Origin of the sequence: Pseudomonas sp. BE134 (assembly GCF_031456105.1) — a bacterium.
Lineage (GTDB): Bacteria > Pseudomonadota > Gammaproteobacteria > Pseudomonadales > Pseudomonadaceae > Aquipseudomonas.
Window position 1 is genome coordinate 17774 of sequence record NZ_JAVDUA010000026.1, and the last position, 25043, is coordinate 42816.

Annotated in this window: 31 protein-coding genes; 10 read left to right on the top strand and 21 right to left on the bottom strand. The window is 59.4% G+C overall.

Annotated features, from left to right (window positions below):
- Positions 1-152: 152 nt before the first annotated feature.
- From J2Y56_RS20565 to J2Y56_RS20575, 3 genes are all read left to right on the top strand, one after another.
- Positions 153-1067, top strand: coding sequence for an urea transporter (locus J2Y56_RS20565; RefSeq protein ID WP_310352300.1), 915 nt, complete (start codon positions 153-155; stop codon positions 1065-1067).
- Positions 1068-1088: 21 nt separating this feature from the next.
- Positions 1089-1913, top strand: a complete 825-nt coding sequence (locus J2Y56_RS20570; RefSeq protein WP_310352302.1) for an ion transporter — start codon at positions 1089-1091, stop codon at positions 1911-1913.
- A 93-nt stretch (positions 1914-2006) separates the two neighbouring features.
- The gene (locus J2Y56_RS20575) at positions 2007-3005 is read left to right on the top strand and encodes a sulfate ABC transporter substrate-binding protein (RefSeq protein ID WP_310352304.1); all 999 of its coding nucleotides are present in this window, start codon (positions 2007-2009) and stop codon (positions 3003-3005) included.
- Between the two features lie 190 nt (positions 3006-3195).
- Here the strand turns inward: J2Y56_RS20575 and J2Y56_RS20580 are convergent, their stop codons facing one another.
- Positions 3196-3825 carry a hypothetical protein gene (locus J2Y56_RS20580; protein ID WP_310352306.1) on the bottom strand — a complete coding sequence of 210 codons (630 nt, stop codon included), beginning with the start codon at positions 3823-3825 and terminating at the stop codon, positions 3196-3198.
- Between the two features lie 226 nt (positions 3826-4051).
- Between J2Y56_RS20580 and J2Y56_RS20585 the strand changes: the two genes are divergently transcribed.
- Entirely contained in the window at positions 4052-5257 is a 1206-nt protein-coding gene (locus J2Y56_RS20585) for an MFS transporter (protein ID WP_310352309.1), read from the top strand.
- Between the two features lie 66 nt (positions 5258-5323).
- On the opposite strand, the gene J2Y56_RS20590 is transcribed toward J2Y56_RS20585, so the two are convergent.
- Positions 5324-5728, bottom strand: coding sequence for a type II toxin-antitoxin system HicB family antitoxin (locus J2Y56_RS20590; RefSeq protein WP_007946739.1), 405 nt, complete (start codon positions 5726-5728; stop codon positions 5324-5326).
- The gene (locus J2Y56_RS20595; RefSeq protein WP_007946740.1) at positions 5728-5940 is read right to left on the bottom strand and encodes a type II toxin-antitoxin system HicA family toxin; all 213 of its coding nucleotides are present in this window, start codon (positions 5938-5940) and stop codon (positions 5728-5730) included. Before J2Y56_RS20595 ends, J2Y56_RS20590 begins: the two co-directional genes overlap by 1 nt.
- Positions 5941-6217: 277 nt before the next feature.
- Between J2Y56_RS20595 and J2Y56_RS20600 the strand changes: the two genes are divergently transcribed.
- From J2Y56_RS20600 to J2Y56_RS20615, 4 genes are all read left to right on the top strand, one after another.
- A complete protein-coding gene (locus tag J2Y56_RS20600) occupies positions 6218-6937 on the top strand; it encodes an SDR family oxidoreductase (protein ID WP_310352312.1) in 720 nt (239 codons plus the stop codon).
- A gap of 146 nt (positions 6938-7083) precedes the next feature.
- Entirely contained in the window at positions 7084-7971 is an 888-nt protein-coding gene (locus tag J2Y56_RS20605) for a LysR family transcriptional regulator (RefSeq protein ID WP_310352314.1), read from the top strand.
- Between the two features lie 83 nt (positions 7972-8054).
- On the top strand, positions 8055-8522 hold the full coding sequence (locus tag J2Y56_RS20610; protein ID WP_310352316.1) for a helix-turn-helix domain-containing protein: 468 nt from the start codon (positions 8055-8057) through the stop codon (positions 8520-8522).
- Positions 8519-9094 carry a PIN domain-containing protein gene (locus J2Y56_RS20615; protein WP_310352318.1) on the top strand — a complete coding sequence of 192 codons (576 nt, stop codon included), beginning with the start codon at positions 8519-8521 and terminating at the stop codon, positions 9092-9094. Before J2Y56_RS20610 ends, J2Y56_RS20615 begins: the two co-directional genes overlap by 4 nt.
- A gap of 56 nt (positions 9095-9150) precedes the next feature.
- On the opposite strand, the gene J2Y56_RS20620 is transcribed toward J2Y56_RS20615, so the two are convergent.
- From J2Y56_RS20620 to ccmA, 10 genes are all read right to left on the bottom strand, one after another.
- The gene (locus tag J2Y56_RS20620; protein WP_007946745.1) at positions 9151-9555 is read right to left on the bottom strand and encodes a hypothetical protein; all 405 of its coding nucleotides are present in this window, start codon (positions 9553-9555) and stop codon (positions 9151-9153) included.
- A 14-nt stretch (positions 9556-9569) separates the two neighbouring features.
- Positions 9570-10772 carry a c-type cytochrome biogenesis protein CcmI gene (gene ccmI / locus J2Y56_RS20625; RefSeq protein WP_310352319.1) on the bottom strand — a complete coding sequence of 401 codons (1203 nt, stop codon included), beginning with the start codon at positions 10770-10772 and terminating at the stop codon, positions 9570-9572.
- A complete protein-coding gene (locus tag J2Y56_RS20630) occupies positions 10769-11239 on the bottom strand; it encodes a cytochrome c-type biogenesis protein (RefSeq protein ID WP_150781074.1) in 471 nt (156 codons plus the stop codon). The genes ccmI and J2Y56_RS20630 overlap by 4 nt, the downstream gene beginning before the upstream one ends.
- Entirely contained in the window at positions 11236-11772 is a 537-nt protein-coding gene (locus J2Y56_RS20635; protein WP_007946751.1) for a DsbE family thiol:disulfide interchange protein, read from the bottom strand. Before J2Y56_RS20635 ends, J2Y56_RS20630 begins: the two co-directional genes overlap by 4 nt.
- On the bottom strand, positions 11769-13757 hold the full coding sequence (locus tag J2Y56_RS20640; protein ID WP_310352326.1) for a heme lyase CcmF/NrfE family subunit: 1989 nt from the start codon (positions 13755-13757) through the stop codon (positions 11769-11771). Before J2Y56_RS20640 ends, J2Y56_RS20635 begins: the two co-directional genes overlap by 4 nt.
- 3 nt (positions 13758-13760) lie before the next feature.
- Positions 13761-14216 carry a cytochrome c maturation protein CcmE gene (ccmE, locus tag J2Y56_RS20645; RefSeq protein WP_007946754.1) on the bottom strand — a complete coding sequence of 152 codons (456 nt, stop codon included), beginning with the start codon at positions 14214-14216 and terminating at the stop codon, positions 13761-13763.
- Positions 14213-14389 (bottom strand): heme exporter protein CcmD, encoded by a 177-nt coding sequence (gene ccmD, locus J2Y56_RS20650; RefSeq protein ID WP_007946755.1) that lies wholly within the window; start codon positions 14387-14389, stop codon positions 14213-14215. Before ccmD ends, ccmE begins: the two co-directional genes overlap by 4 nt.
- Positions 14386-15141: a heme ABC transporter permease gene (locus J2Y56_RS20655; protein ID WP_007946756.1), complete on the bottom strand. Its 756-nt coding sequence runs from the start codon at positions 15139-15141 to the stop codon at positions 14386-14388. The genes ccmD and J2Y56_RS20655 overlap by 4 nt, the downstream gene beginning before the upstream one ends.
- 72 nt (positions 15142-15213) lie before the next feature.
- On the bottom strand, positions 15214-15882 hold the full coding sequence (ccmB, locus tag J2Y56_RS20660; protein WP_007946758.1) for a heme exporter protein CcmB: 669 nt from the start codon (positions 15880-15882) through the stop codon (positions 15214-15216).
- Entirely contained in the window at positions 15879-16514 is a 636-nt protein-coding gene (gene ccmA / locus J2Y56_RS20665; protein ID WP_007946759.1) for a cytochrome c biogenesis heme-transporting ATPase CcmA, read from the bottom strand. The genes ccmB and ccmA overlap by 4 nt, the downstream gene beginning before the upstream one ends.
- 197 nt (positions 16515-16711) lie before the next feature.
- Here ccmA and J2Y56_RS20670 point away from each other — a divergent pair, with 197 nt between their 5' ends.
- Positions 16712-18295 carry a flagellar hook-length control protein FliK gene (locus tag J2Y56_RS20670; RefSeq protein ID WP_310352329.1) on the top strand — a complete coding sequence of 528 codons (1584 nt, stop codon included), beginning with the start codon at positions 16712-16714 and terminating at the stop codon, positions 18293-18295.
- Positions 18292-18621 carry an EscU/YscU/HrcU family type III secretion system export apparatus switch protein gene (locus J2Y56_RS20675; protein WP_310352331.1) on the top strand — a complete coding sequence of 110 codons (330 nt, stop codon included), beginning with the start codon at positions 18292-18294 and terminating at the stop codon, positions 18619-18621. Before J2Y56_RS20670 ends, J2Y56_RS20675 begins: the two co-directional genes overlap by 4 nt.
- Before the next feature lie 129 nt (positions 18622-18750).
- Here the strand turns inward: J2Y56_RS20675 and J2Y56_RS20680 are convergent, their stop codons facing one another.
- The 8 genes from J2Y56_RS20680 to J2Y56_RS20715 all read right to left on the bottom strand — a co-directional run bounded on the left by J2Y56_RS20680 (position 18751) and on the right by J2Y56_RS20715 (position 25032).
- Positions 18751-19272: a hypothetical protein gene (locus tag J2Y56_RS20680; RefSeq protein WP_310352334.1), complete on the bottom strand. Its 522-nt coding sequence runs from the start codon at positions 19270-19272 to the stop codon at positions 18751-18753.
- Between the two features lie 265 nt (positions 19273-19537).
- A complete protein-coding gene (locus J2Y56_RS20685) occupies positions 19538-19930 on the bottom strand; it encodes a DUF2802 domain-containing protein (protein ID WP_007946763.1) in 393 nt (130 codons plus the stop codon).
- Positions 19931-20416: a chemotaxis protein CheW gene (locus tag J2Y56_RS20690; RefSeq protein WP_007946765.1), complete on the bottom strand. Its 486-nt coding sequence runs from the start codon at positions 20414-20416 to the stop codon at positions 19931-19933.
- A gap of 72 nt (positions 20417-20488) precedes the next feature.
- A complete protein-coding gene (locus J2Y56_RS20695) occupies positions 20489-21385 on the bottom strand; it encodes a CheW domain-containing protein (RefSeq protein ID WP_007946766.1) in 897 nt (298 codons plus the stop codon).
- Between the two features lie 27 nt (positions 21386-21412).
- Entirely contained in the window at positions 21413-22201 is a 789-nt protein-coding gene (locus J2Y56_RS20700; RefSeq protein WP_007946767.1) for a ParA family protein, read from the bottom strand.
- A 42-nt stretch (positions 22202-22243) separates the two neighbouring features.
- Positions 22244-23134: a flagellar motor protein MotD gene (gene motD / locus J2Y56_RS20705; protein ID WP_007946768.1), complete on the bottom strand. Its 891-nt coding sequence runs from the start codon at positions 23132-23134 to the stop codon at positions 22244-22246.
- Positions 23135-23149: 15 nt separating this feature from the next.
- Positions 23150-23890 (bottom strand): flagellar motor protein, encoded by a 741-nt coding sequence (locus J2Y56_RS20710; RefSeq protein WP_007946769.1) that lies wholly within the window; start codon positions 23888-23890, stop codon positions 23150-23152.
- Positions 23890-25032 (bottom strand): chemotaxis response regulator protein-glutamate methylesterase, encoded by a 1143-nt coding sequence (locus tag J2Y56_RS20715; RefSeq protein WP_310337318.1) that lies wholly within the window; start codon positions 25030-25032, stop codon positions 23890-23892. Before J2Y56_RS20715 ends, J2Y56_RS20710 begins: the two co-directional genes overlap by 1 nt.
- Positions 25033-25043: the final 11 nt, after the last annotated feature.

A 25043-nucleotide genomic window follows, 5' to 3' on the forward strand; every position in this document is an offset into this window, starting at 1 on the left:
CCGACCTCATCGCCAGCAGGCTGGCTCCCACATTGGTTTTGTGTCGATCATGAAATCAAGACTGAACAGAGATTCAGTGTGGGAGCCAGCCTGCTGGCGATCAGCCGGGGTCGCGCTCGACCGACTCGCTCCCTTTGACTTCCAGACCTACCATGCCTGCCAATCACTTCAACACCCACTGCCCCGATTGGGCCACTGCCCTGCTCAACGGCTTCAGCCAGATCTTCCTCCAGCGCCATCCGCTGTTTGGTCTGCTGTGCCTGTTGGCCATTCTGTTTACCGCGCCGACGCTGCTCGGCGGGGCGCTGTTGGGTGGCGTCGCCGGATTGCTGACTGCGCAACGTCGCGGCTACGCCAAGGCCGATCGCCAGGCCGGGTTGTTCAGTTACAACGGGGTATTGCTCGGCTTGTTGCTGAGCCTGTATTTCCCGTGGTCCGCCGTGCTGCCGCTGGTGATCATTGCCTGCGGCGGCCTGAGCGCGATGCTCACTCAACAGTGGCTCAAGCGCGACCGGTTTAGCCAATACCTGCCCACCTACACCGCGCCGTTCGTGGGGATGAGCTGGTTGCTGCTGTGTTTCGCCACGCCCTCGACCCAGGCGCACTTGATCGAAATCAACACGCTGAACGTGCTCGCCGCACCACTCAAAGGTCTCGGCCAGGTGATGTTCCTCGGTCATCCGCTGGCCGGGGCGTTGATTGCCGCCGGTTTGCTGATCGCTGATCGTCGCGCCTTCTGCTGGGCGTTGCTGGCGTCTGTTGCAGGCTTGGGTTGGAGCCTGTTGCACCACGACTTCTATACCGGTCTGCTCGGCCTCGGTGGCTATAACGCCGTGCTCGCCGCCCTCGCCTTCAGCTCGCAGCGCCAGCAGTCATGGCTGCCACTGGTCGGCATTGCACTTGCGCTGCTGCTGACGCCGATGTTTGCTGCTATCGGCCTGCCCACCCTGACCGCTCCCTTCATTCTCGCCTGCTGGCTGATCCGTACGGCGGCTCAAGTACTCGGCAAAGCAACGGAGGCCCGTGCGCCTTGCGCTACTGGGGAGAATCAACCTAGGCTGCGTTGATCATTGGTTCAGGCGGCATCCATGGACAGCAGCAAAAACTGGCGTGAAGACCTTTACGTCATGATTTTCCAGAGCGACACCAAGGCGGGGCGGCGCTTCGACGGCACCCTGCTGCTGATCATTCTCGCCAGCATCATCATCGTGATGCTCGACAGCATCGATTCCATTCACCAGAACTACGCCGATGTGCTGGCGTATATCGAATGGGGGTTCACCTTCGTCTTCGCTGTTGAATACATCCTGCGGTTGTATTGCTCACCCAAGCCGTGGCGCTACGCGTTCAGCTTTTACGGGCTGGTGGATTTGCTGGCCATCGTGCCCGGAATCCTCGCGCTGTATTACGCCGATGCGCAGTACCTGCTGATCATCCGGATCATTCGGATGCTGCGGATTTTCCGCGTGCTCAAGCTCAGCCCGTACCTCAAGCAAGCCAACTACTTGATGTCGGCGTTACGCGGCAGCAAACAGAAAATCGTGGTGTTTCTGGTCAGCGTGAGCACGCTGGTCACGGTGTTCGGCACGCTGATGTACGTGATCGAGGGTCCGGAACACGGCTTCACCAGTATTCCCAAAGGCATCTATTGGGCGATTGTCACCCTGACCACCGTGGGTTTCGGCGACATCGTGCCGAAGACGCCGTTGGGTCAGGTTGTTTCGTCGCTGGTGATGATTACCGGTTACTCGATCATCGCCGTGCCCACCGGTATTTTCACCGCCGAACTGGCCAACGCCATGCGCGGCGAACAGTTGCAACATGACTGCCCGGTATGCAAGAAAAACAACCACGAACACGGTGCGGCGTTCTGTTCGCGCTGCGGTAATGCGCTATTTAAGAAAATAGAATAAGCAAAGAGCTTTTTAATCTTTAAAGGCCTATGCGCGCCCGGCTATAGTCGCTGGCAAATTGCCTCACTTTTGAATTAGAACAAGGACTGCGTAGTGAAAAAACTCTTTGGCGCCTCGCTTCTGGCCGCTGGCCTGACATTGACCAGCATGGCTCAGGCTGCACCGACCCTGCTCAACGTTTCCTACGACGTGATGCGCGACTTCTACAAGGACTACAACACGGCCTTCCAGAAACACTGGCAAGCCGAACACAACGAAAACATCACCCTGCAGATGTCCTTCGGCGGTTCGAGCAAGCAGGCGCGCTCGGTGATCGACGGCCTGCCGGCTGACGTCATCACCATGAACATGGCCACCGACATCAACGCCCTGGCGGACAACGGCAAACTGGTCCCGGAGAACTGGGTCACGCGCCTGCCGAACAACAGCGCGCCGTTTACGTCCGCCACTGTATTCATCGTCCGTAAAGGCAACCCGAAAGCCCTGAAAGACTGGCCTGACCTGCTCAAGGACGGCGTTCAGGTGATCGTGCCGAACCCGAAAACCTCGGGCAACGGCCGCTATACCTACCTGTCGGCCTGGGGTTATGTGCTGAAGAACGGCGGTGATGAAAACAAGGCCAAAGACTTTGTCGGCAAACTGTTCAAACAAGCCCCGGTGCTGGATACCGGCGGCCGTGCAGCCACCACCACATTCATGACCAACCAGATCGGCGACGTACTGGTGACCTTCGAAAACGAAGCGGAAATGATTGCCCGCGAGTTTGGTCGCGACCAGTTTGAAGTGATCTACCCAAGCGTTTCCGCCGAAGCCGAGCCGCCAGTGTCTGTGGTCGATAAAGTCGTCGACAAGAAAGGTACTCGCGCGGCAGCCGAGGAATACCTGAAGTACTTGTGGTCGCCGGAAGGTCAGGAGATCGCAGCGGCGAACTATCTGCGTCCACGTGACCCAGCGGTGTTGGCCAAGTACACCGATCGATTCCCGAAAGTGGATTTTCTGTCGGTAGAGAAGACCTTCGGTGACTGGCGCACCGTGCAGAAGACCCACTTCAATGATGGCGGGATCTTTGATCAGATTTACAGCGGTCAGTAATCACTGAGCTGAACGAAAAAGGCGACCTGAGCAGGTCGCCTTTTTTGTGGCCGAATACAAAACTCATATTCGCCGTAGATCCCCCGTGGGAGCGAGCCTGCTCGCGAAAGCGGTGTATCAGTCCCAACAATATTGAATGTGCTGCCGCTTTCGCGAGCAGGCTCGCTCCCACAGGGATTTTGACTTGCCCTCACATCGGCGGCGTCACGCCGTCCTTGCCCGCCGAGATCGATTGCGCGGCCAGCGTCCCGTCGGCACTCTGCGTCACAAACGTCACGATCTTCACCCCCACCTTCAGCAAGCTGCGATCCCCCGGCATCAAGTTCACAATCGGCACATCCTCCGGCACCAGAATCTTCTGCTGCCCGCTCTTGTAGTTAACCGTTAACACGCGGCCATTGCTGACCACCAGATCGCCGACGCTGCCATTGGTCATGGTACTGCCCTTGACCAGATCAAACGGCCGATGCCCGTCGCCGCTGCCGGCCAATTCGGGTGGAAAAACGTGGACTTCCAGCGCCTTGAGGGTGCCATCTTCCTGAGGAACGGCGGCCGTGCCGATGTAGCTGCCAGGTTTGATGTCTTCAATATTGGCCAGTGTGACGGCGCGGATCCTGGTGTCGTTGGTCAGGTTGATGACTACGTTTTCGCCGCTGCTGGCGTGGACGTTCAACACCTCAGGGCTGACCCCGGTGATTTCGCCGCGAACACCTATACGCATGCCCGGCGCATCGGCGGCCTGGGCCAGGCCTGCGGTAAACACGGCGATCAGTGACAGGGTTGAAGCGCCGCGAATCAGGTGACGGAACATCGTATTCATGGCAGTACCTTCCGGTAATGAAACGTGAAGAGAGAACATAAGCACGCTATCGAACTGGATGTAAGTGAATGTATCATCCGGGCTGTACGTCCCGACGCAAGGCATGCGTCACAACCCGCGTCACTCATTCCGCAATGGAATGATTACTATCACTTCAATCCCTCTTCCGCCGTTTGGGCGTGCCGCTTAGCCTTCGCGCATTCCCTTTTGTTCAGCGAGTCCCGTTATGAACCCAGCGAACCAAGTGCCCCACGGCGCCACGACAATGACCAAAGGCATGGTGCTGCTTTTCGCCTTCTGCTGCGGTGCCATCGTGGCCAATATTTACTACGCCCAGCCGATCATCGGCCTGATCGCGCCGGACATCGGCCTGACCAGCACCATGGCCAGCCTGATCGTTTCGCTGACGCAGATTGGCTATGCGCTGGGGCTGTTCTTCCTCGTGCCACTGGGTGATTTACTGGAGAACCGCCGGCTGATGATCATCACCACCGTGGTGGCGATTGCGAGTTTGCTGGGTGCTGCGTTCACCGATCAGCCCAACGTGTTTCTGCTGATCTCGTTGCTGGTGGGCTTCAGCTCGGTGTCGGTGCAGATCCTGATTCCACTGGCCGCGCATCTTGCACCGGAAGAATCTCGTGGTCGCGTGGTCGGCGGGATCATGGGCGGTTTACTGCTGGGCATTTTGTTGGCTCGGCCGGTGTCCAGCGTGGTGGCTGACCACTTTGGCTGGCGCGCGATGTTTGTGATTGCGGCGGTGTTGATGGCCGCGATCAGCATCGTGCTCGCGCAGACCATTCCCAAGCGCCAGCCTGATCACAGTGCATCGTACGGCCAGTTGCTGGGGTCGCTGTGGACGTTGTTGCGCCAACAACCGGTGTTACGTCAGCGTGCGTTTTACCAGGGTTGCATGTTCGCCACATTCAGCCTGTTCTGGACCGCCGTGCCGTTGGAACTCGCACGCAATCATGGCCTGTCGCAAACCCAGATCGCGATCTTCGCCCTGGTCGGTGCCATCGGTGCCATCGCAGCCCCCATCGCCGGGCGACTGGCCGATGCGGGCCACACCCGCGTCGCATCATTGCTGGCCCTACTGTTTGCCAGCCTGAGTTTTTTGCCGGCCTTCATCCATCCGCTCTACAGCGTCATCGGCCTTGCCGTCACCGGCGTGTTGCTCGACTTCTGTGTGCAGATGAACATGGTTCTCGGCCAACGCGCGGTCTACGCCCTCGATGCCAAAAGCCGCAGTCGCCTCAATGCGCTGTACATGACCAGCATCTTCATCGGCGGCGCGTTCGGTTCGTCGGTGGCCAGTGCGGTTTATGAGCACGGTGGCTGGTTGTGGATCGTGATCGTCGGCAGTGCGTTTCCGCTGTTGGCGTTGCTGCGGTTTTTGAGTGTGTCGCAGAAGCCTTCGTTGGCGACGGCTTAAGCAGTCTGAAGTCTTGCGGCAAGCTCTACAGTCGAGCTTGCCCGCAAGGAATGCACCTCATATCACTCAGTGTCGAACCAGTTTTTCCATCGCAGCATCTGCCAGAAAGGAAGAACGGCTTTTCACATTGTGCTCACGCACATATCGATCAATGCGCTGAATCACATAGCCAGGAAGTGTCACGTTGACCTTCTCGGTTTTGCCCATGTACGGCGAAATGTCCAGCTCGAGCATTCCCCAGCCCATATCGGCGTAATCCGGATTCCCACGGTGAGCAGCCGCAGATGTAGGCATGGGAATCGACTCCCCGTCAGCCGCCATCTCCTGAAGCATGATGTGAGCAATCTCGACCGCCGCATTGTAGGCATCTTCAAACGTATCCCCGGCCGTTACGGCGCCTGGAATATCGGGGATCTGAATACCGATGGCGGTGTTCTCGTCGCCCCACTCGATACAGATTGGATATTGCATTATGGATCTCCTGCATAACGGGCTCCCGGGTAATACAGCCCGGCTCGCCTCCTGATACTTTTGACCGTCCCGACCGGTAAATCCTTTTTCGGATGAGGGACGGGAATGGTGTACGGGTTGTAGGGGTGCTTGAAGATGTGATGACTTCCGGTAATCCGATCCAATATCCATCCCGCCTCTTCCAACTCTTTGATCAATAGCCTGCTCTGCACCAATAGCCTCCTTGCTCAGGCCCAAATAAAAGTAACCCTAGAGTTATATTTACTCAAGCACAAAAACCCGAATCGCGACGCTCGGTTGTTTTACAGGGTGTGATTGCGGGCCACGGCATTCCCCCAGGAATGACTACTTTCACTGCGCGTCATTCGTTACGCCGAGGTCAACCCGGATTACACTCAGCGTCCTGAGCCTGAAGCGATGCTGGATGCGATTCGCGGCAAACCGATCAAATGTCGCCTGACCCGCGGCATGTTTTTCAAGGAGTGTGAAATGACACGTCGTACCTTTCTCATCACTGGCGCCAGCAAAGGCATTGGTCGCTCGGTGGCCGAGCACCTGGATCGTGCCGGGCATCGAGTCGTCGGGATTGCCCGAACGCCTGACCTGACGTTCCCCGGCATTTTGTTTCCGCTGGATTTGAGTGACAGAGCGCTGACTCAGGAAGTCTTGGCGGACTTGGCCAGGACGTACGAATTTGATGGATTGGTGAACAACGTCGGTGTGGTACGCCCGCAGGTGCTGGGTGAAATTGATCTGGATACGTTCGACGATGTGATGCGGGTCAATCTCCATTCGGCGTTGCAGGCCACTCAGGCGCTACTGCCAAACATGCGCGCCAAGGGTTGGGGTCGGGTGGTGAACATTTCGAGTCTGACCGTACTCGGGATCACCCAACGCACCGCGTATGCGGCGGCCAAAGCAGCGTTGATCAGCTTTACGCGTTCCTGGGCGCTGGAACTGGCACAAACCGGTGTGACGGTGAACGCGGTTGCGCCGGGGCCGACTGAAACTGAATTGTTCCGCGCCAACAACCCGCCGGGTAGCGAAGGTGAAGCGCGGTATCTGGCGGGCGTGCCGATGGGGCGTCTGGGACAGCCGCAAGAGATCGCGGCGGCGATTGCGTTTCTGTTGTCCGAGCAGAGCGGGTTTATTACCGGGCAGACTTTGTTTGTCGACGGCGGCTCCTCAATAGGGAAAGCCGCGTTCTAACCAACAACATCAATCCTTGTGGGAGCGAGCTTGCTCGCGATGAGGGCGGCACATTCAACATTGATGTGACTGGCTGTCCGCTGTCGCGAGCAAGCTCGCTTCCACAGTAGATCTCCAGTGATTTCAGTACTGCACAAGGACTTCAGATGGACCGTTTGGCCGCAATGGAAACCTTCGTCTACGTCGTGGAAACCGGCTCATTTTCCGCCGCCGCCAAGCGCCTGAATATTGGCCAGCCTGCCGTGTCGAAAGCCATTGCACAGCTGGAAGCACGGCTTGGCGTGCGACTGCTGTTGCGCTCGACCCGAGGCCTGACGCCGACCGAGGCCGGCCTGGCCTTTTTCGAACGCGCCAAGCATGCCATTGAAGAAGCCGACGAGGCCGACAACGCCGCGCGCGGTGCCGCCAGCGGGCTCACCGGCAACCTGCGGATCTGCGCCGCCGTAACCTTCGGCCGACTGCACATCGTGCCGCACCTCGGGCCTTTCCTTGATAAAAACCCGGGCCTCAACATCGACCTGATGCTCGACGACCGCAACATCAATCTGGTCGAAGAAGGCATCGACATCGCCCTGCGCATGGGCGCCTTGAATGACTCCGGTCTCACCGCCCGCAAAATCGCTGGATGCCGACGCGTTGTGCTGGGTACGCCGGCCTACTTCGAAAAACACGGCGAACCCACCTGCCCGGTTGACCTGAGCAAACATCAGGCGGTGGTCTACGCCCTGGGCGGCGGCGCCAACTGGCAATTTCGCAACGAGTCCGAAGAGCAGGCCGTGATCATCAGCGGCCGAATTCGCGTCAGTGCCGCCGAAGGCTTGCGTGAAGCAGTCCTCGCCCACCTGGGGCTGACCATGGCCTCCGAATGGATGTTTGCCCCGGAACTGGCCAGTGGTGCTGTCAGGGAAGTGATGACGGGTTGGACACTGCCGAACCAGGATTTGTGGGCAGTGTTTCCTACCGGAAGAAAGGCCAGCGCGAAGGCTCGGGCGTTTGTGGAGTATGTGCAGGGGTTGCTGACAAACGAGACCTGAAACCCACACGTTTCGTTTATTGCGATTTTCGATTAATTCGAATAGCCTGCCAGCTTCGATTATTCAGAATATTGGAAACCGCCATGTCACCTGTCATCCACCCTGCAATCACCTTGCCTATGGAGCGCGAAGTTAAAGCTGCCATCGAGGGTCAGCGCGCCTTGGCGGCCTATCTGGCAATTCAATTCGAAACCCAGCACATCCAGATTTTTGATGAGCGTAACGAAGCTCACACCGTCGAGCTGCCCACCTCGGCACTCCGGTTGCTGGTCGATATCCTGGCTGAGCTCGCGGCGGGTAATGCCGTCAAAGTGGTTCCGGTTCACGCCGAACTCACCACCCAGGAAGCGGCCGACCTGCTCAACGTCTCACGTCCGCACCTGATCAAACTGCTCGAATCCGGCGACTTGTCCTACCACAAAACCGGCAAGCACCGACGTGTGCGATTTGCCGATTTGATGGACTATAAAAACCGGCGCGACACTGCCAGCGAGCAAGCAATGACGCTTCTCGCGGAGCAGGCACAAGCGTTAAGGACAGGATACGAGTGAGGCATTCCACTTTCACCGCTGTATATGACGCCTGTGTTTTGTACCCCGCTCCCTTGAGAGATTTTCTGATGTGGCTTGCGCTCTCAGGTCATTTCAGAGCGAAGTGGTCTGCAGAGATACACTATGAATGGAAACGCAATCTGCTCAAAAACCGTCCAGACCTGAGCGCTGAACAACTGGATCGCACTTCAGATCTGATGAATCTGGCATTACCCGACGCTAGCGTAACGGGTTACGAGGAACTGATCGAAGGACTGACATTGCCTGATATTGACGATCGACATGTGTTGGCGGCCGCCATTTGTTGCAACGCCAGCGTCATCGTCACGTTCAATCAAAAAGACTTTCCTCGCTGCGCGTTGTTCCCTTTCGGTATTGAGGCGCAGCATCCTGACGAGTTCGTCAGCAACCTTTTCGACCTGGATTCCGCCGCAGTAGTTGGGGCAGCACAGCGACAAAGGAAGCAGCTGAAGATGCCGCCACTGGATGTCGGCACCTATCTGGATCTTCTGTGTCGTCAGGGGCTAATCAAATCAGTCAAGGCGCTGTTGCCCTACAAGGCAATTCTGTGACTCGATTTCAAACAGACCAAACAACAAAACGGCGATCCTGAGATCGCCGTTTCCATTTACTGCCCGAACTGCCGCCCCAAACCACCCGGGACTCCGTGAATATCCGTGTCTTCCCACGGCCCATCCGGGCTGATCGAGCGGCTCCAGCCGTTGTTCCAGCGGTAGTAGGTGCGCTGGCGGTAGAAGGTGTTGGTCTGATCCTCCAGCACATAGACGCCGAGCTTGGCATCCCAATGGCTGTTGCCACCCGGTGGCGGTGCGAAGCTGGCGGAGGTGCGAGGCATCGGTTTGGCGGGCTTGGCCGGGATAGACGGTTTGCCTGGCGCAGGTGTTGGCGACGGTGTAGGTCTTGGCTGCGACGGCGGAATCGGCTGCGGCGACTCGCGCTCCGGCGGCTGGACCGCACATGCGCTTAACCCCAAAACCAGACTGAGCAGGGTGATACGGGCAATAGCGGTCATGGGGCGTTTTCCTGTTATTTATCCGGGCTGTCGATGGTCAGTGTCTGCGGCGCGGTAGTGCTGCTGGCCAGGGGCTGGCTGCGACCGATCCATTCACCGGCAGTCGGTTGGCCGGCACGGGAGATGCGCGCAACCAGTTGGACTTCAGGAAAGTTCGACAGTTTCAACTGCGGCATCATGGCGTCGGCATCACCCAGTTCGACGGTCACCGGCAAGTCAGCCACGGTCAGGCGTTTGGCCGCCAGTGGTGCGGGTGGGCCTGACGTGGCGCGGGCGAAGATAAATACGCTGTCGCCCGGCTGGACCTTGGCTTTGAGCGCTGGCGCCAGGTCTACGGTGACTTTCAGCAACGCTGCGTGTTTGGCGGCGGGCGCCTGGGCAACCTTGCCACCGCCGGCTTCGAGTTTCTCGGTGGCCTTGGCGATACCGCCTTCCAGTGCGCCACGGGAGCTGTCCTCGGGCGGCAGTTGCGCCAGCAGGCGGTTCCAATAGTCAATGGCGTCCTGATAACGCTGGCTTTCAAACGCCGCGATGCCGAGCAGGCCCAGACTGGTGACTTCTTTCGGATCGGCTTTCAAAGCCTCGTCGGTCAATGCCTGAATTTTGTCCGACCATTTTTTGCCATCAGCGAAGTATTGGGCCTGAGCCCACTGGCCGAGCAGTTCCGGTTCACGACCGGCCACGTTCACCGTGCGCTCGAAGATCTTCGCTGCGTCGCCGGGACGGTCCTGAGCCATGTACGTGCGACCGAGGAAATACAGGCCTTCAGCCGAATCCGGCTGGGCGGCGACGGCGCGCTCCAGACGACGAGTCATCTCTTCCATCGACTGTGGCGCCTGGGCGAATTCGCGGGTCAGTTCGACTTTGTCGCTGGCGCCGAAATGCAGGTACAGGCCAAGGCCGAGCACCGGAACCAGTACCGCCGCCAGCAATGGCAACGGCTTGCCCAGGCGAGCCACTCGGGGTGCCGCAACGCCTTCGGTGTCGGCGAGCAGCTCACGGGCCGCTTCGGCACGGCCGGTGTCCATTTGCGCGGCATCGAGCACGCCCTCTTCCTGCTGAGTTTGCAACTCAGCCACGCGCTCCTGATACAACACGACGTTCAGGGCGGTACGATCCTCTTCACGTTGAGCGCGGCGACCACGCAGAACCGGGATCAACAGAAAACTCAGGGCAACCAGAAGTAGCAGACCTGCAGCGAGCCAGAAATCAATCATTCTTGGTTTTTATCCAACAGGTGGTCGAGGCGCTCACGCTCCTCGGCAGAAAGCGCGTCCGGGGTTGCAGCGCGTTGTACGCGACGACGGCGGACGATCACGGCGATGATCACAAAACCGCCCAGCAACAGGCCGGCGGGGCCGAACCAGAGCAGTGCCGTCTTGGCGTTGAGTGCCGGTTTGTAGCGGACGAAATCACCGTAGCGGTCGACCATGAAGTCGATGATCTGCTGATTGTCCTTGCCCTCGCCGAGCATGCGGAAGATTTCTTTGCGCAGGTCGGCGGCGATCGGCGCGTTGGAGTCGGCGATGTCCTGATTCTGGCACTTGGGGCAACGCAGTTCTTTGGTCAGCTCGCGAAAACGCTCGCGATCACCTTCTTTGGCGAACTCGTAGGTATCAATGGCGGCGTGCGCCATGCCGGCCATGCTCAAGCCCAATACCACAGCCGCTATCCAGCGCTTCATGGCTTGGCCTCATCGACCAGCGCCTGATACTTGGCGGCCAGTTTTTCGCGCCAGACCTGCTCGTCGATCACGCCGACAAACTTGTCGCGGATGACACCTTTGGCATCGATGAAGAAGGTTTCCGGCGCGCCGTACACGCCGAGGTTCAGGCCAAGGGAGCCCGCATCGTCACGGATGTCCAGCTGGTACGGGTTGTGAAACTCCTCCAGCCACTTCAAGGCATCAGCGTTGACGTCCTTGTAGTTGATGCCGTAGATCACCACGCCCTGCTGGGCGAGTTTGTTCAGCACCGGGTGCTCGACCCGGCAGGAAATGCACCAGGTGCCCCAGACATTGACCAGCGCTGGTTTACCCACAATATCAGCCTTGGTCAGGGTCTTGTCGCCCTGCACGTTCGGCAGGGAAAACTCGGGGAACGGCTTGTTGATCATCGCCGAAGGCAACTCGGCCGGGTCGAGGTACAGACCGCGATAAAGGAAAACAGCCACTACCAGAAAAATCGCCAGTGGCAACAGCATCAACCAACGTCTCATGCAGCGGCTCCCGTCATGCCCAGTGCTTCACGCACGCGGCTTTTCACCTTGACCCGATAACGTCGATCCAGCGCCGCCAGCAACCCGCCAAAGCCGGTCAGCAGGCCGCCGAACCAGATCCAGCGCACGAACGGTTTGACGTGAACGCGCACGGCCCAGGCGCCATCACCCAGCGGTTCGCCGAGGGCGACGTAGAGATCGCGGGTGAAACCGGCGTCGATCCCGGCTTCGGTCATCACCGAGTTCTGCACGGTGTAGAGGCGTTTTTCCGGGTGCAGTACGCTGACTTCCTTGCCGCCCTTGATCACCCGGACGGTGCCCTTGTCGGAGGTGAAGTTCGGGCCTTCGAAGTGCTTGGCGCCTTCAAAAACAAACTGATAACCGCCCAGATCCATGGACTCGCCTGGAGCCAGGCGCAGGTCTCGCTCGGCACTGTTCTGGCTCGACAGCACGACACCGAGGGCGCACACGGCGATGCCGAGGTGAGCGATCTGCATGCCCCAATAGCTGCGAGTCAGGGTTGGCAAGCCTTTGATCAGGCCCTTGTGGCGAGTCTTGTCGACAATGTCACGCACACCGGCCAACAACACCCAGGCCGCAAGCATGAAGGTCGCGATGACTGCCCAGTTGAAATCGCCATAAGCGACACCGGCAATCACAGCCAATGCAGCGCTGCCCAGCAACACCGGGGTGAGCATGCTCATCAGCCATTTGACCGGGGTGTCCCTCCAGCGCACCAGCATGCCGACCGCCATCACCACCATCAGCAACGCCATCAACGGTATGAACAACGCGTTGAAGTACGGTGGGCCGACCGACAGCTTGGCGCCAGTCATCGCATCCAGAATCAGCGGGTACAAGGTACCCAGCAGGATCATCGAAGCCGCCACCACCAGCACCAGGTTGTTCCCCAGCAGCAGGGTTTCCCGGGACCAGAGGTTGAAACTCACCTGGCTCTTGACCACCGGTGCGCGCAGGGCGAACAGCGTCAGCGAGCCACCGACTACAAACAGCAGGAAGATCAGGATGAACACACCGCGTTCAGGGTCGGACGCAAACGCGTGAACCGAGGTCAGTACGCCGGAACGCACGAGGAACGTACCGAGCAAGCTCAACGAGAACGCGGCAATGGCCAGCAACACTGTCCAGCTCTTGAACACGCCACGTTTTTCCGTGACCGCCAACGAGTGAATCAGCGCAGTGCCCACCAGCCACGGCATGAAGGAAGCGTTTTCGACCGGGTCCCAGAACCACCAGCCACCCCAGCCAAGCTCGTAGTACGCCCACCACGAGCCGAGGGTGATGCCGATACCAAGGAACGCCCAGGCGACGATGGTCCACGGACGCGACCAGCGCGCCCACGCCGCATCAAGGCGACCGCCCATCAGTGCCGCGATGGCGAAGGCGAAGGCTACCGAGAAGCCGACGTAGCCCATGTACAGCATCGGCGGGTGAACGATCAGGCCGATATCTTGCAGCAATGGATTGAGGTCAGCGCCATCGGTGGGCATTTGCGGCAGGATGCGCTTGAACGGGTTGGACGTGAGGATCAGGAACAGCAGGAAACCGGTGCTGATCATGCCCATCACAGCCAGGACCCGCGCCAGCATGACTTGTGGCAACTGTCGGGAGAACACCGATACCGCGAAGGTCCAGCCACCCAGAATCAATGCCCACAACAGCAACGATCCTTCGTGCGCGCCCCACACCGCGCTGAATTTGTAGTACCACGGCAAGGCACTGTTGGAGTTGCTGGCGACGTAGGCGACCGAGAAGTCGTCGGTCATGAACGCGTACGTCAGGCAACCGAAGGCAAACACCAGAAAAGCACACTGCCCCCACGCGGCCGGCTGGGCCAGGCTCATCCACAAGCGGTCACCGCGCCAGGCACCCAGCAGCGGCACCACGGCCTGAACCAGCGCGAAACACAGCGCCAGGATCATGGCCAGGTGGCCCAGTTCAGGGATAAAGATTCCAGATGTCATCGGTTAGCCCTCTTTGGCGGGAGTGGGTGCCGACTGGCCGCTGTCTTTCAGGGCCTTGGTCACTTCCGGCGGCATGTACTTTTCATCGTGCTTGGCCAGCACCTCGTCAGCCACTACCACGCCGTCGGCGTTGAGTTTCCCCAGGGCGACAATGCCCTGCCCTTCGCGGAACAGGTCCGGAAGAATGCCGCGATAGGTAATGGTCACGGATTTATTGAAGTCGGTAACGATGAATTTCACGTCCAGCGAGTCGCCGGAACGTTGCAGCGAATCTTTCTCGACCATACCGCCCGCACGGATGCGCGTGTCTAGCGGCGCTTCGCCGTTGGCGATCTGGGTCGGGGTATAAAACAGATTGATGTTCTGCTGCAGGGCGCTCAGGGCCAGGCCGACGGCAGAGCCGACACCGACCAGAATCGCGAGAATGATGATAAGACGCTTTTTGCGCAGCGGATTCACTTGCCGTTCTCCCGGCGCAAACGACGCGCCTCTTGTTGCAGATACCGCTTGCGGGCCAGGAGCGGCGCCGCCACGTTGAGGGCCAGCACCGTCAGGCAGATGCCATAGGCTGACCAGACATACAGGGCGTGATGGCCCATGGCGAGGAAGTCGCCGAATGAAGCAAAACTCATCGAGCGGCCTCCAGACTGTTCTGTACTTCGGCCTTGACCCAGCTGGCGCGCGCTTCGCGCTTGAGCACTTCAAGGCGCATGCGCAGCAACAGGACCGCGCCGAAGAAACAGTAGAAGCCCAGCACCGTCAGCAACAGAGGCAGCCACATCTCGGCCGGCATCGCCGGTTTTTCGGTGAGGGTGAAGGTCGCGCCCTGGTGCAGGGTGTTCCACCACTCCACCGAGTATTTGATGATCGGAATGTTGATTACACCGACAATCGCCAGCACAGCGCAGGCCTTGGCGGCGCTGTCACGATTGCTGATGGCGTTGCCCAGCGCAATAAGACCGAAGTACAGAAACAGCAGAATCAGCATGGACGTTAGTCGCGCATCCCAGACCCACCACGAACCCCAGGTCGGTTTGCCCCAGATCGCGCCGGTGACCAGCGCCACGGCGGTCATCCAGGCACCGATGGGCGCCGCGCATTGCAGGGCGACGTCGGCCAGTTTCATCTTCCAGACCAGCCCGACAATGCCGCACACGGCCAGCATCACATAGCAGGACTGCGCCAGCATCGCGGCGGGAACATGGATATAGATGATGCGAAAGCTGTTGCCTTGCTGGTAGTCGGGCGGCGCGAAGGCCAGGCCCCAAACGACACCCACGCCGATCAGCAGCAACGCCGCGACGCTCAGCCAGGGCAGCAGTTTGCCACTGATACCGTAAAACCATTTGGGCGAGCCGAGCTTGTGAAACCACGTCCAGTTCATACTGTTTCCATCACGGTTGCCCTTCGCTGTGAAGAGCTGGGTCTTTACTGGTTAAATTTTAACCAGACCTCATTATTCGCCGACGCTGATCTTCAGGCCAGCGGCTATTGCAAACGGTGTCAGGGTTATCGCCAGGGCGGTCAGGCTACCAAGCCACAAGAGATAACCAGTCGCCGGCATACCCTGCAAGGCTGCCTGCAAGGCGCCACTGCCGAGAATCAACACCGGGATGTACAGCGGCAGAATCAACAGTGCAAGCAACAGGCCACCGCGTTTCAATCCCACCGTCAGGGCTGCGCCCACCGCACCGAGCAGGCTCAGCACCGGTGTACCCAGCAATAAAGAAAGCAGCAACACCGGCAGACAAGCGGCAGGCAGACCGAGCATCAATGCCAGCAGTGGTGCGAGCAAAACCAGTGCCAGGCCAGAGAAGGCCCAGTGTGCCAGTACCTTGGCCAAAACCAGAAGAGGCAGAGGGTGCGACGAAAGGACCCACTGTTCAAGGGAGCCATCTTCGAAATCACTGCGGAAAAGCCCGTCCAGCGAGAGCAAAACCGATAAAAGTGCCGCGACCCAGACCAGTCCCGGAGACAAGGTTTGCAACAATTGAGCCTCGGGGCCCACCGCCAATGGAAACAGCGCCACCACGATGGCGAAGAATACCAGCGGATTGGCCAGTTCCGCAGGACGGCGGAACAGCAAGCGTGCCTCACGGGCGACCAACAGGCCGAAAACACTCATACGGCCCAATTCCCCAGATCAATGTCGCGATAGCCGGCCGGCATCCGGGTCAGCGTGTGGTGCGTGGTCAACACGACCATGCCGCCCTGCTCGCAGTGGGCGGCCAAGTGTTCTTCGAGCTGTGCCACGCCTTGTTTGTCGAGCGCGGTGAACGGTTCGTCGAGAATCCACAGCGACGGGCTGTCCAGGTACAGCCGCGCCAGCGCCACACGACGATGCTGGCCGGCAGACAGCGTGTGGCAGGGAACATCCTCGAAACCGCGCAACCCCACAGCCGCCAATGCCTGCCAGATGGCTTCATGGGACGCCGGTTGATGCAGGGCGCAGAGCCAGCTGAGGTTTTCCTCGGGGGTCAGCAGTTCCTTGATGCCGGCGGCATGACCAATCCACAGCAGATTGCGCGCCAATTCGTAACGTTGTTCATGCAGTGGCTGGCCGTTGAGCAGCACTTGACCGGCGGTCGGCTGCATCAGGCCACACAACAGGCGCAACAGGCTGGTTTTGCCACTGCCATTGGGGCCGCTGATTTGTACCATTTCGCCACTGGCCAGTCTCAAATCGAGATTTTCGAAGAGCAGCCGAAGGTCTCGCTCACAAGCGAGGGCAACGGTTTGCAGGACAGGGCTGGTCAAGGGATCACGGGCCTTTTGCGGTTCAAGTCGGCGGCGAAGCAGCCGCTAAAGAGATGCAGCATAGATGCATTGGCGGCTTGTTCTAGAGAGCTGCGTCAAACAATTGCAATGTTTTCGCGACTCCCCGAAAGACGGGCGGCATTATACATGCCATGCCCTACTCTAAAGAGTGCAATTTCCTCAGGTTGTGACCGCGTATGACAGGCGAAATGAACATCCTCCCATTGCCGCAAACCACGCTCGCGCCTTCGCGGCCGTTGGTGGTCAATGGCGAGCCGCTGAAGTTGCTGACGCCAATGGAAGGTTTGATCGCTGTCGGGCAGACCGCCAAGGCTGAAGTGCTGTCGCTCAAGCAGATGGATGAGACCTTTCAACTGTTGCTCAAAGTCACCCTCGAGAGCGGTCGCCAGACCACGGTCCAGGCCATCAGCACTCAACCGCTGCCCCAAGGCACCAGCCTGGCGATTACTCAACCGTCGGCGAGCAATCTGTCCATCATCGTGCAACAGGCCATCGCCACAAGCGTCGCCACCCTCACCCGCATCGACACGGCGCAGCTACCGGTAGGCACCTTGCTGCAAGGCAAAGTACTGACCTCGCAGGTGCTGCCACAGATGCCGGGACAGCCGACAGTTTTCCGCTCGATGGTGAGTTTGCTGAATACGGCACTGAGCGGCAGCACGCTGAGCATCGACAGCCCCACACCGCTGCGTATCGGCACCTTGTTGAGCGCAATGGTGCAAGACACCCAGACACTGAAATTCGTCCCGCTCAGCAACCGCCAGGAACAGTTGGCGGTGACGCAACAACTGGTCAGCCAGCAAAGCCGTCAGGGTTCCCTGGATGGTTTGATCCAAGCCCTGCAAAATCTGCCACCACCGCCGTCGTCAGACCTGACCTCCAGCGATCTGCGCGCGGCCGTCGAAAAACTGCTCACTGGCCTGCCGGATGTTCAGCAACTGAGCACGCCAAAGGGCCTGGCTCAAGCACTGGCCAACAGTGGCCTGTTCCTCGAAGCGAAACTGCTGGCCGCACCGAATCCGACACTGGCCCCCGATATGAAGGGCGATTTGCTCAAGCTGATCGCACAGCTGACACCGGGGCTGCCGGCCAACACCAACCTCAATGCACTCATCGCCGCCAACACGCTGATGCAGGCAATGCCGAGTTTCGTGCGCAGCGCCCTCGGCATGCTCGGCCAGGTCAGCGCCAAACCGCTGCCCACCAGTTTCCCGCTGCCCGAGCGCCGCCTGCAAAGCCAGGACGGCGAAGGTGATCTGGAGCACTTGCTGCGTTTGGCTGCGGCGGCGGTTTCGCGCCTGCAAAGCCATCAGCTATCAAGCCTTGAACAGACCGGCGTCACGGACGACGGTCGCCTGCTCAGCACCTGGCAGCTGGAAATCCCGATGCGCAACCTGCAGGACATTGTGCCGTTGCAGGTCAAGTTCCAGCGCGAAGAAGCCCCCGAGAAAGAACAACCGCATGAACGTCGCGACGAACGTGAGCCGAAACAGCCACTGTGGCGCGTCGACCTGGCGTTCGACATGGAACCGCTAGGCCCGATGCAGATTCAGGCGCAACTGATCAAGGGCAGCCTCTCCAGCCAGCTGTGGGCCGAACGCCCGTACACCGCGAGCCTGATTGAAAGTAATCTGGCTGCACTGCGCGAACGGCTGCTGGCATCGGGCCTGAACGTCGGCGATCTGGATTGCCATCTCGGGAAACCGCCACAAGGCCCACAAACCCGTCTCGAACAACGCTGGGTCGACGAAACCGCATGAATAACTCCAACGCCCCACGCCAGGCCATCGCCCTCAAATACGACGGCACCCACGCCCCTACCCTCACGGCCAAAGGTGACGAAGCACTGGCCGAAGCCATTCTGAAGATTGCCCGCGATTATGAAGTGCCCATCTACGAAAACGCCGAGCTGGTGAAGCTGCTGGCGCGGATGGAATTGGGGGAGAGTATTCCCGAGGCGTTGTACCGCACGATTGCCGAGATTATTGCGTTTGCGTGGAATTTGAAGGGCAAGTTTCCGGCGGGGCATGAGTCGGAGGGGGTAATGGCTGAGAAGGACATTACCGAACGCGGGGATGATTACTGAGGTTTCGAGGACGCCATCGCGAGCAGGCTCGCACACAGGGTTCGGTGGCGTTCGCACATCTTGTGTTCGACCACGATACCTGTGGGAGCGAGCCTGCTCGCGATAACAAACCCAGCCAAATCGCAAAAATCAGTTCTTAGGCAATTTGTCCGCCAGCGCCACCGTCGTCTCGCCCTCAGTTTTGAAAAAACGCAAAAGCCTGAGGCTGCGACCGACAATCAAGCCATTGATCAGGCCGGCCCCCAATGCTGACCATGCCACCGCCGACACTGCCTCAGCCATTTCCGGATGCATGGCCGTCTGGTATCCGTTGTAATAACGCCAGACAAAGAAACACCAATACACCATCAATACTTTGATAGTGCCGCCCAAAAGTAGGCGGTCCCCATCGCGTTCTACGCTTTGGTAGGAGTAAAAGCGCAACGCCAGAATCCAGCCTGCCAGTAGTCCCAGCGCATACATCGAGAGCGGGATCGCAGTTCCTTGGGAGAACTTCAGCGAGATCAGGGAAATGGCAACAAATATGGCCGGAGTGATCTGCAACGACCTCTTCGACTCATGACCCTTGAAACACGCACTTACGCCGTAGTAAGTCAGGATAAAAAAGACTGCATAAACCCATAGCGGTGTACCACGCAGTATGTCGAGCATAGGCCTCCTTGGCACTGCAATGTCTGAAACAGGCGTCGTTAATCAGCGGTGTTCACGTTATCGAGGGTGGCTGGTAATCACAAGTCGGCGCAATCCGAAAAAAATACAAGGTAGAGAAGGATTTCTCCGAAAGCGGGGATGATAACCGAGATTTCGAGGACGCCATCGCGAGCAGGCTCGCTCCGACATGGGATCTTTGGCGCACACGAAATGTGTGTTCACTGAAGATCAACTGTGGGAGCGAGCCTGCTCGCGATTAGCTATCTCAGTTCTTGTGAAGCTTACGCATCAACTCAGCCTCAGCCTGCGTCAACCCGCAGGACTGCGTCAGTTCATCAACAGTCGCGCCCATCCCCACCAGTCGCGCCGCCTGGGCGAACGACAGACTCGATGGGTCGCGCTGTTCCAGCTGAGCAAGTTTGTCCGGCAACGGGCTGACCACCGCGCGCAGTTCGTGCAGGTCTTCACCCATGAGCACGTTGCCACTCTGGTAGTTTTCCACGCGTTTGGCCAGGTCTTTGATGCGCTGATCCCGTAGCGCATCGCCCTGAGCCTGTTGTGCGGCGATCAGTCGTTGACCGCGTATGTACGCCAGAAACATCGCCAGCGTGCCTGCCCAGAAGAGGAACAGGACAATGACCGCAACCTCAAGAATCAATCAGATGTTCTCCAGGTCCGACCATTCTTCTTCGCTCATCATCTTGTCCAGCTCGACGAGGATCAGCAGTTCGTTGTTCTTGTTGCACACGCCTTGAATGAACTTGGCGGATTCTTCGTTACCGACGTTTGGCGCGGTTTCGATTTCCGACTGACGCAGGTAAACCACTTCAGCCACGCTGTCGACCATGATCCCGACCACCTGTTTGTCGGCTTCGATGATGACGATACGGGTGTTGTCGCTGATCTCGGCGTTCATCAGGCCAAAGCGCTGACGGGTGTCGATCACGGTGACTACATTACCGCGCAGGTTGATGATGCCCAGGACGTAGCTCGGAGCACCCGGGACCGGGGCGATTTCGGTGTAGCGCAGGACTTCCTGAACGCGCATCACGTTGATGCCGTAGGTTTCGTTATCCAGCTTGAAGGTTACCCATTGCAGGATCGGATCTTCGGAACCCTTTGCAGCCGTCGCCTTATCATTCATACCCTGACCCCTCAAAAAACCGCCCTGGCGGTGTGTGTCCTGTGCGTCGGCAATCACTGCCGTCGCGTGTTTTTATGTTGGTGTGTGAGCCGGCTTTTTAATACTGCTCAGGTGCTTTGCGCCGCCACTGGCAATCAGCTCGGCCAGTGCGGAAACGTCAAGCAACGCACACATGTGTTCAATCACGGTCCCTGCCAGCCATGGCCGCTGACCACGGTGACTGCGCCATTTGATTTCGTTGGGGTCCAGGCGCAATGAGCGGCTGACCTGATGCACCGCCAGCCCCCATTCGTAACCCTGAACCGAAATGACGTATTGCAAGCCCTGGCGGAAGTCATCGCGGTAGCGGTCGGGCATGACCCAACGCGCGGTATCCAGTACCTTCAAATTGCCGGCCTGGCTTGGCAGGATCCCGAGGAACCACTCCGGCTGACCGAACAGCGGCGTCAACTCGTGACCGGCCAAGGAATAAATTGACCCCAGGCACACCAATGGCACCGCCAGTGTCAGCCCGGCGACGTCGAACAACAGGCATTCGAAGGGCTCAGCGGCCCACGAAGGACGACCATCGGGCTGTACCGGAGGCGGTGTATTGCTCGGTGGCAGGTGAACGTCGACGACCGACGGCACCAACGTTTTGAGCAGCGGTGCGATGGCCGATACCGGCGCGAGGACCGGTGCCGGTGCCTCCATGACCGGCGCTGGCACTGTGGCCACGGGGACAATCACAGGGGCTATCACCGGCGCTTTAACCACAGGCGCTGCAACCACCGCCACGGGGCGCGCATCGCGAGCCTGTTCTTCGAGCACCGCCAACTGAAATTCGTCCAGGATACTTTCAGGCTCGCTCACTTCGACCCGAGCTTCGATGAACGGCGCCAGTTCCTCGGTCGCGTCCTGCAACAAGCTGTCCAGGTAAGTCTGCAGCGCCAGTTGCGGGCGAGAGGTGATCTTCACTGGCCGATTCATTCAGGCGCTCCGCAAGCAAGGTTCATCTCAAGCCACCTGCGCAACGGATTGCTGCGCCAGCAAATGCTTGAGCAGCGCGCGGTAAGCGAGAACGCCACGGCTCTTGCCGTCGAACTGCGAGGGCGTAAGCCCGGCCCGGCTTGCGTCACGCAAACGGGTGTCGATCGGGATGTAGCCTTGCCAGATTTCTTCCGGGTACTTGTCGCGCAACACCCGCAAGGTTCCGAGGGAGGCCTGGGTGCGGCGGTCGAACAAGGTCGGGATGATGGTGAACGGCAGCGCCTGCTTGCGTGAGCGGTTGATCATTGCCAGGGTGTTGACCATGCGTTCCAGGCCTTTGACGGCCAGGTGCTCGGTCTGCACCGGGATCACCAACTGCTGGCTCGCCGCCAAGGCATTGACCATCAGTACGCCGAGCAACGGCGGGCTGTCGATCACGGCGTAATCGAAGTCTTGCCACAACTGCGCCAGGCTCTTGGCAATGACGAGGCCCAACCCACTCTGCCCCGGCGACTGGCGCTCAAGCGTGGCCAGCGCAGTGCTGGAGGGCAACAGCGAAATGCTTTCGTGACTGGTGGACAACAACAGCTGCCCGGGCAGACCTTGCGGCACGCCGCCCTTGTGCAGGAACAAATCGTAGCTACTGTGTTCCAGGCTGTCGGGGTCGTAGCCGAAGTAGCTGGTCATGGAGCCGTGCGGATCGAGATCGACCACGACCACGCGCTTGCCCGCCTCGGCCAACAAACCGGCTAAAGCGATAGAGGAAGTGGTTTTACCAACACCACCCTTTTGATTGGCAACTGCCCAGACTCTCATTCGAAGGTTCCGCCCGGTCGAACGTGTCGACCGAGAAATAGCTCAACGTGTTAATGCGGGTGACGGAGAATTGACGGCGCTCTCTCGTCCCGGCGACTTGACCGGGGTTGGTGCAGTTTGTGTGCCAGCACGCTTCAACGCGGCATCCGGTTGCGCATGAGCGGTACCGGTGCCGGTCAGGCTGCGGCGTACATCGAGATTGCGCGAAACCACCAGCACCACACGACGGTTGCGTGCGCGGCCTTCAGCGGTGGCGTTGTTGGCTACCGGCTGGAATTCGCCGTAACCCACGGAGGCCAGACGCCCGGGGTTTACGCCCTGCATCGCCAGCATGCGCACGATGCTCGCCGAACGGGCCGAGGACAGTTCCCAGTTGGTCGGGTACTGCGCGGTGCGGATCGGTTGATCGTCGGTAAAACCTTCGACGTGAATCGGGTTGTCGAACGGTTTCAGAATCCCGGCAACCTTGGCGATGATGTTGAACGCGATGTCACTGGGCATGGCATCGCCACTGCCAAACAACAGGCTGGAATTGAGCTCGATCTCGACCCACAACTCGTTGCCACGCACGGTCATCTGGTTGGAGCTGATCAGGTCACCAAAGGCCGCGCTGATGTCATCGGCGATGCTTTTCAGCGGGTCGCTGGAACCGGCAACACCGGCATCGACCTGCTCACTGTCCTTCACCAAAGGCTTGGCCGGTGTCACCGTCACCGGTCGCTCTTCGCCGATCGGGATCGGCTTCAGGGAGCGATCCGCGTCGGTGAAGACTCCGATCAACGCTTGCGAGATGACTTTGTACTTGCCTTCGTTGATCGACGAGATCGAGTACATGACGACGAAGAACGCGAACAGCAACGTAATGAAGTCGGCATAGGAAACGAGCCAGCGTTCATGGTTCACATGTTCTTCAGGTTGCCTGCGACGAGCCATGGTCCATTTCCCCCATCAATCCATGAAGCCCTGAAGCTTCAACTCAATGGAGCGAGGGTTTTCACCTTCGGCGATCGACAGAATCCCTTCCAGCAACATTTCGCGATAGCGCGACTGGCGCAAGGCGACGGACTTGAGCTTGGCGGCAATCGGCAGCAACACCAGGTTGGCACTGGCCACACCATAGATGGTGGCGACGAAGGCGACGGCAATACCACTACCCAATTGGGTCGGATCGGCCAGGTTGCCCATGACATGGATCAGGCCCATCACCGCGCCGATGATGCCGATGGTCGGCGCGTAGCCGCCCATGCTTTCGAAGACTTTGGCGGCTTCGATGTCGCGGCTTTCCTGAGTGTAGAAATCCACTTCCAGGATGCTGCGAATCGCTTCCGGCTCGGCACCGTCAACCAGCAATTGCAGGCCTTTTCGCGAGTAGCTATCGGGTTCGGCATCGGCCACCCCTTCCAGGCCGAGCAAACCTTCCTTGCGGGCGGTCAGGCTCCAGTTCACCACGCGATCAATGCCACCGGCCAGATCAACGCGAGGCGGAAACAGAATCCAGCCAAGGATTTGCATGGCGCGTTTGAAGGCGCTCATCGGCGATTGCAGCAAGGCTGCGCCGATGGTGCCGCCGAGTACGATCAGGGCTGCCGGGCCGTTGGCCAGCGCGCCGAGATGCCCGCCTTCAAGGTAGTTGCCGCCAATGATGGCGACGAACGCCATGATGATGCCGATAAGGCTTAAAACATCCATCAGATACACGCCTCGACCAAGTGCTTGCCAATATCTTCCAGCCCGTAGATCGCATCCGCGAGCTCGGCTTTGACGATGGCCATCGGCATGCCGTAGATCACGCAGCTGGCTTCATCCTGAGCCCAGATCGCGCTGCCGCTCTGCTTGAGCAGGCGAGCGCCTTCGCGACCGTCGGCGCCCATACCAGTCAGCACCACCGCCAGAACTTTGTCGCCGTAGGACTTGGCGGCCGAGCCGAAGGTGATGTCCACGCTCGGTTTGTAATTCAGACGTTCGTCGCCCGGCAGGATTTTCACCGCGCCACGGCCATCGATCATCATTTGCTTGCCACCCGGGGCCAGCAACGCCAGGCCAGGACGCAGGATGTCGCCATCCTCGGCTTCCTTGACGCTGATGCGGCAGAGCTTGTCCAGGCGTTCGGCGAAGGCTTTGGTGAACGCTGCCGGCATGTGCTGGACCAACACCAGCGGCGCCGGGAAGTTCGCCGGCAACTGGGTCAGAACCCGCTGCAGCGCAACCGGACCGCCGGTGGACGTGCCGATGGCAACCAGTTTGTAGGCTTTGCGTTTCGGAGCCGGCGACGACGGCGCAGGCGCATGCGAACGAGCCGGTATCGGTACCGGCGCTGGACGCGGCGGTGCGCTGCTGGCGTAACTGCTGACGCTTGCAGAAACAGGCACAGGTGCGGGCATCGGCGCTGACACAGCGGCCGGGGCCGGTGCGCTGTAGGTGTTGGCGCGACGGTTACTGCGCGAAATGCTGAGAATCTTCTCGCACAGCAGTTGCTTGACCTTCTCCGGATTGCGGGAGATGTCTTCGAAATTCTTCGGCAGGAAATCGACGGCACCGGCGTCCAGCGCATCGAGGGTGACCCGGGCGCCTTCGTGGGTCAGCGAGGAGAACATCAACACGGGCGTCGGGCAGCGCTGCATGATGTGTCGAACAGCCGTGATGCCATCCATCATGGGCATCTCGTAGTCCATGGTGATCACGTCCGGCTTGAGGGCCAGGGCCTGATCGATCGCCTCTTTTCCGTTGGTCGCCGTACCGACGACCTGAATATTCGAATCCGCTGAAAGAATTTCCGAGACGCGGCGGCGGAAAAACCCCGAATCGTCCACCACCAGGACTTTGACTGCCATAAACACTCCAT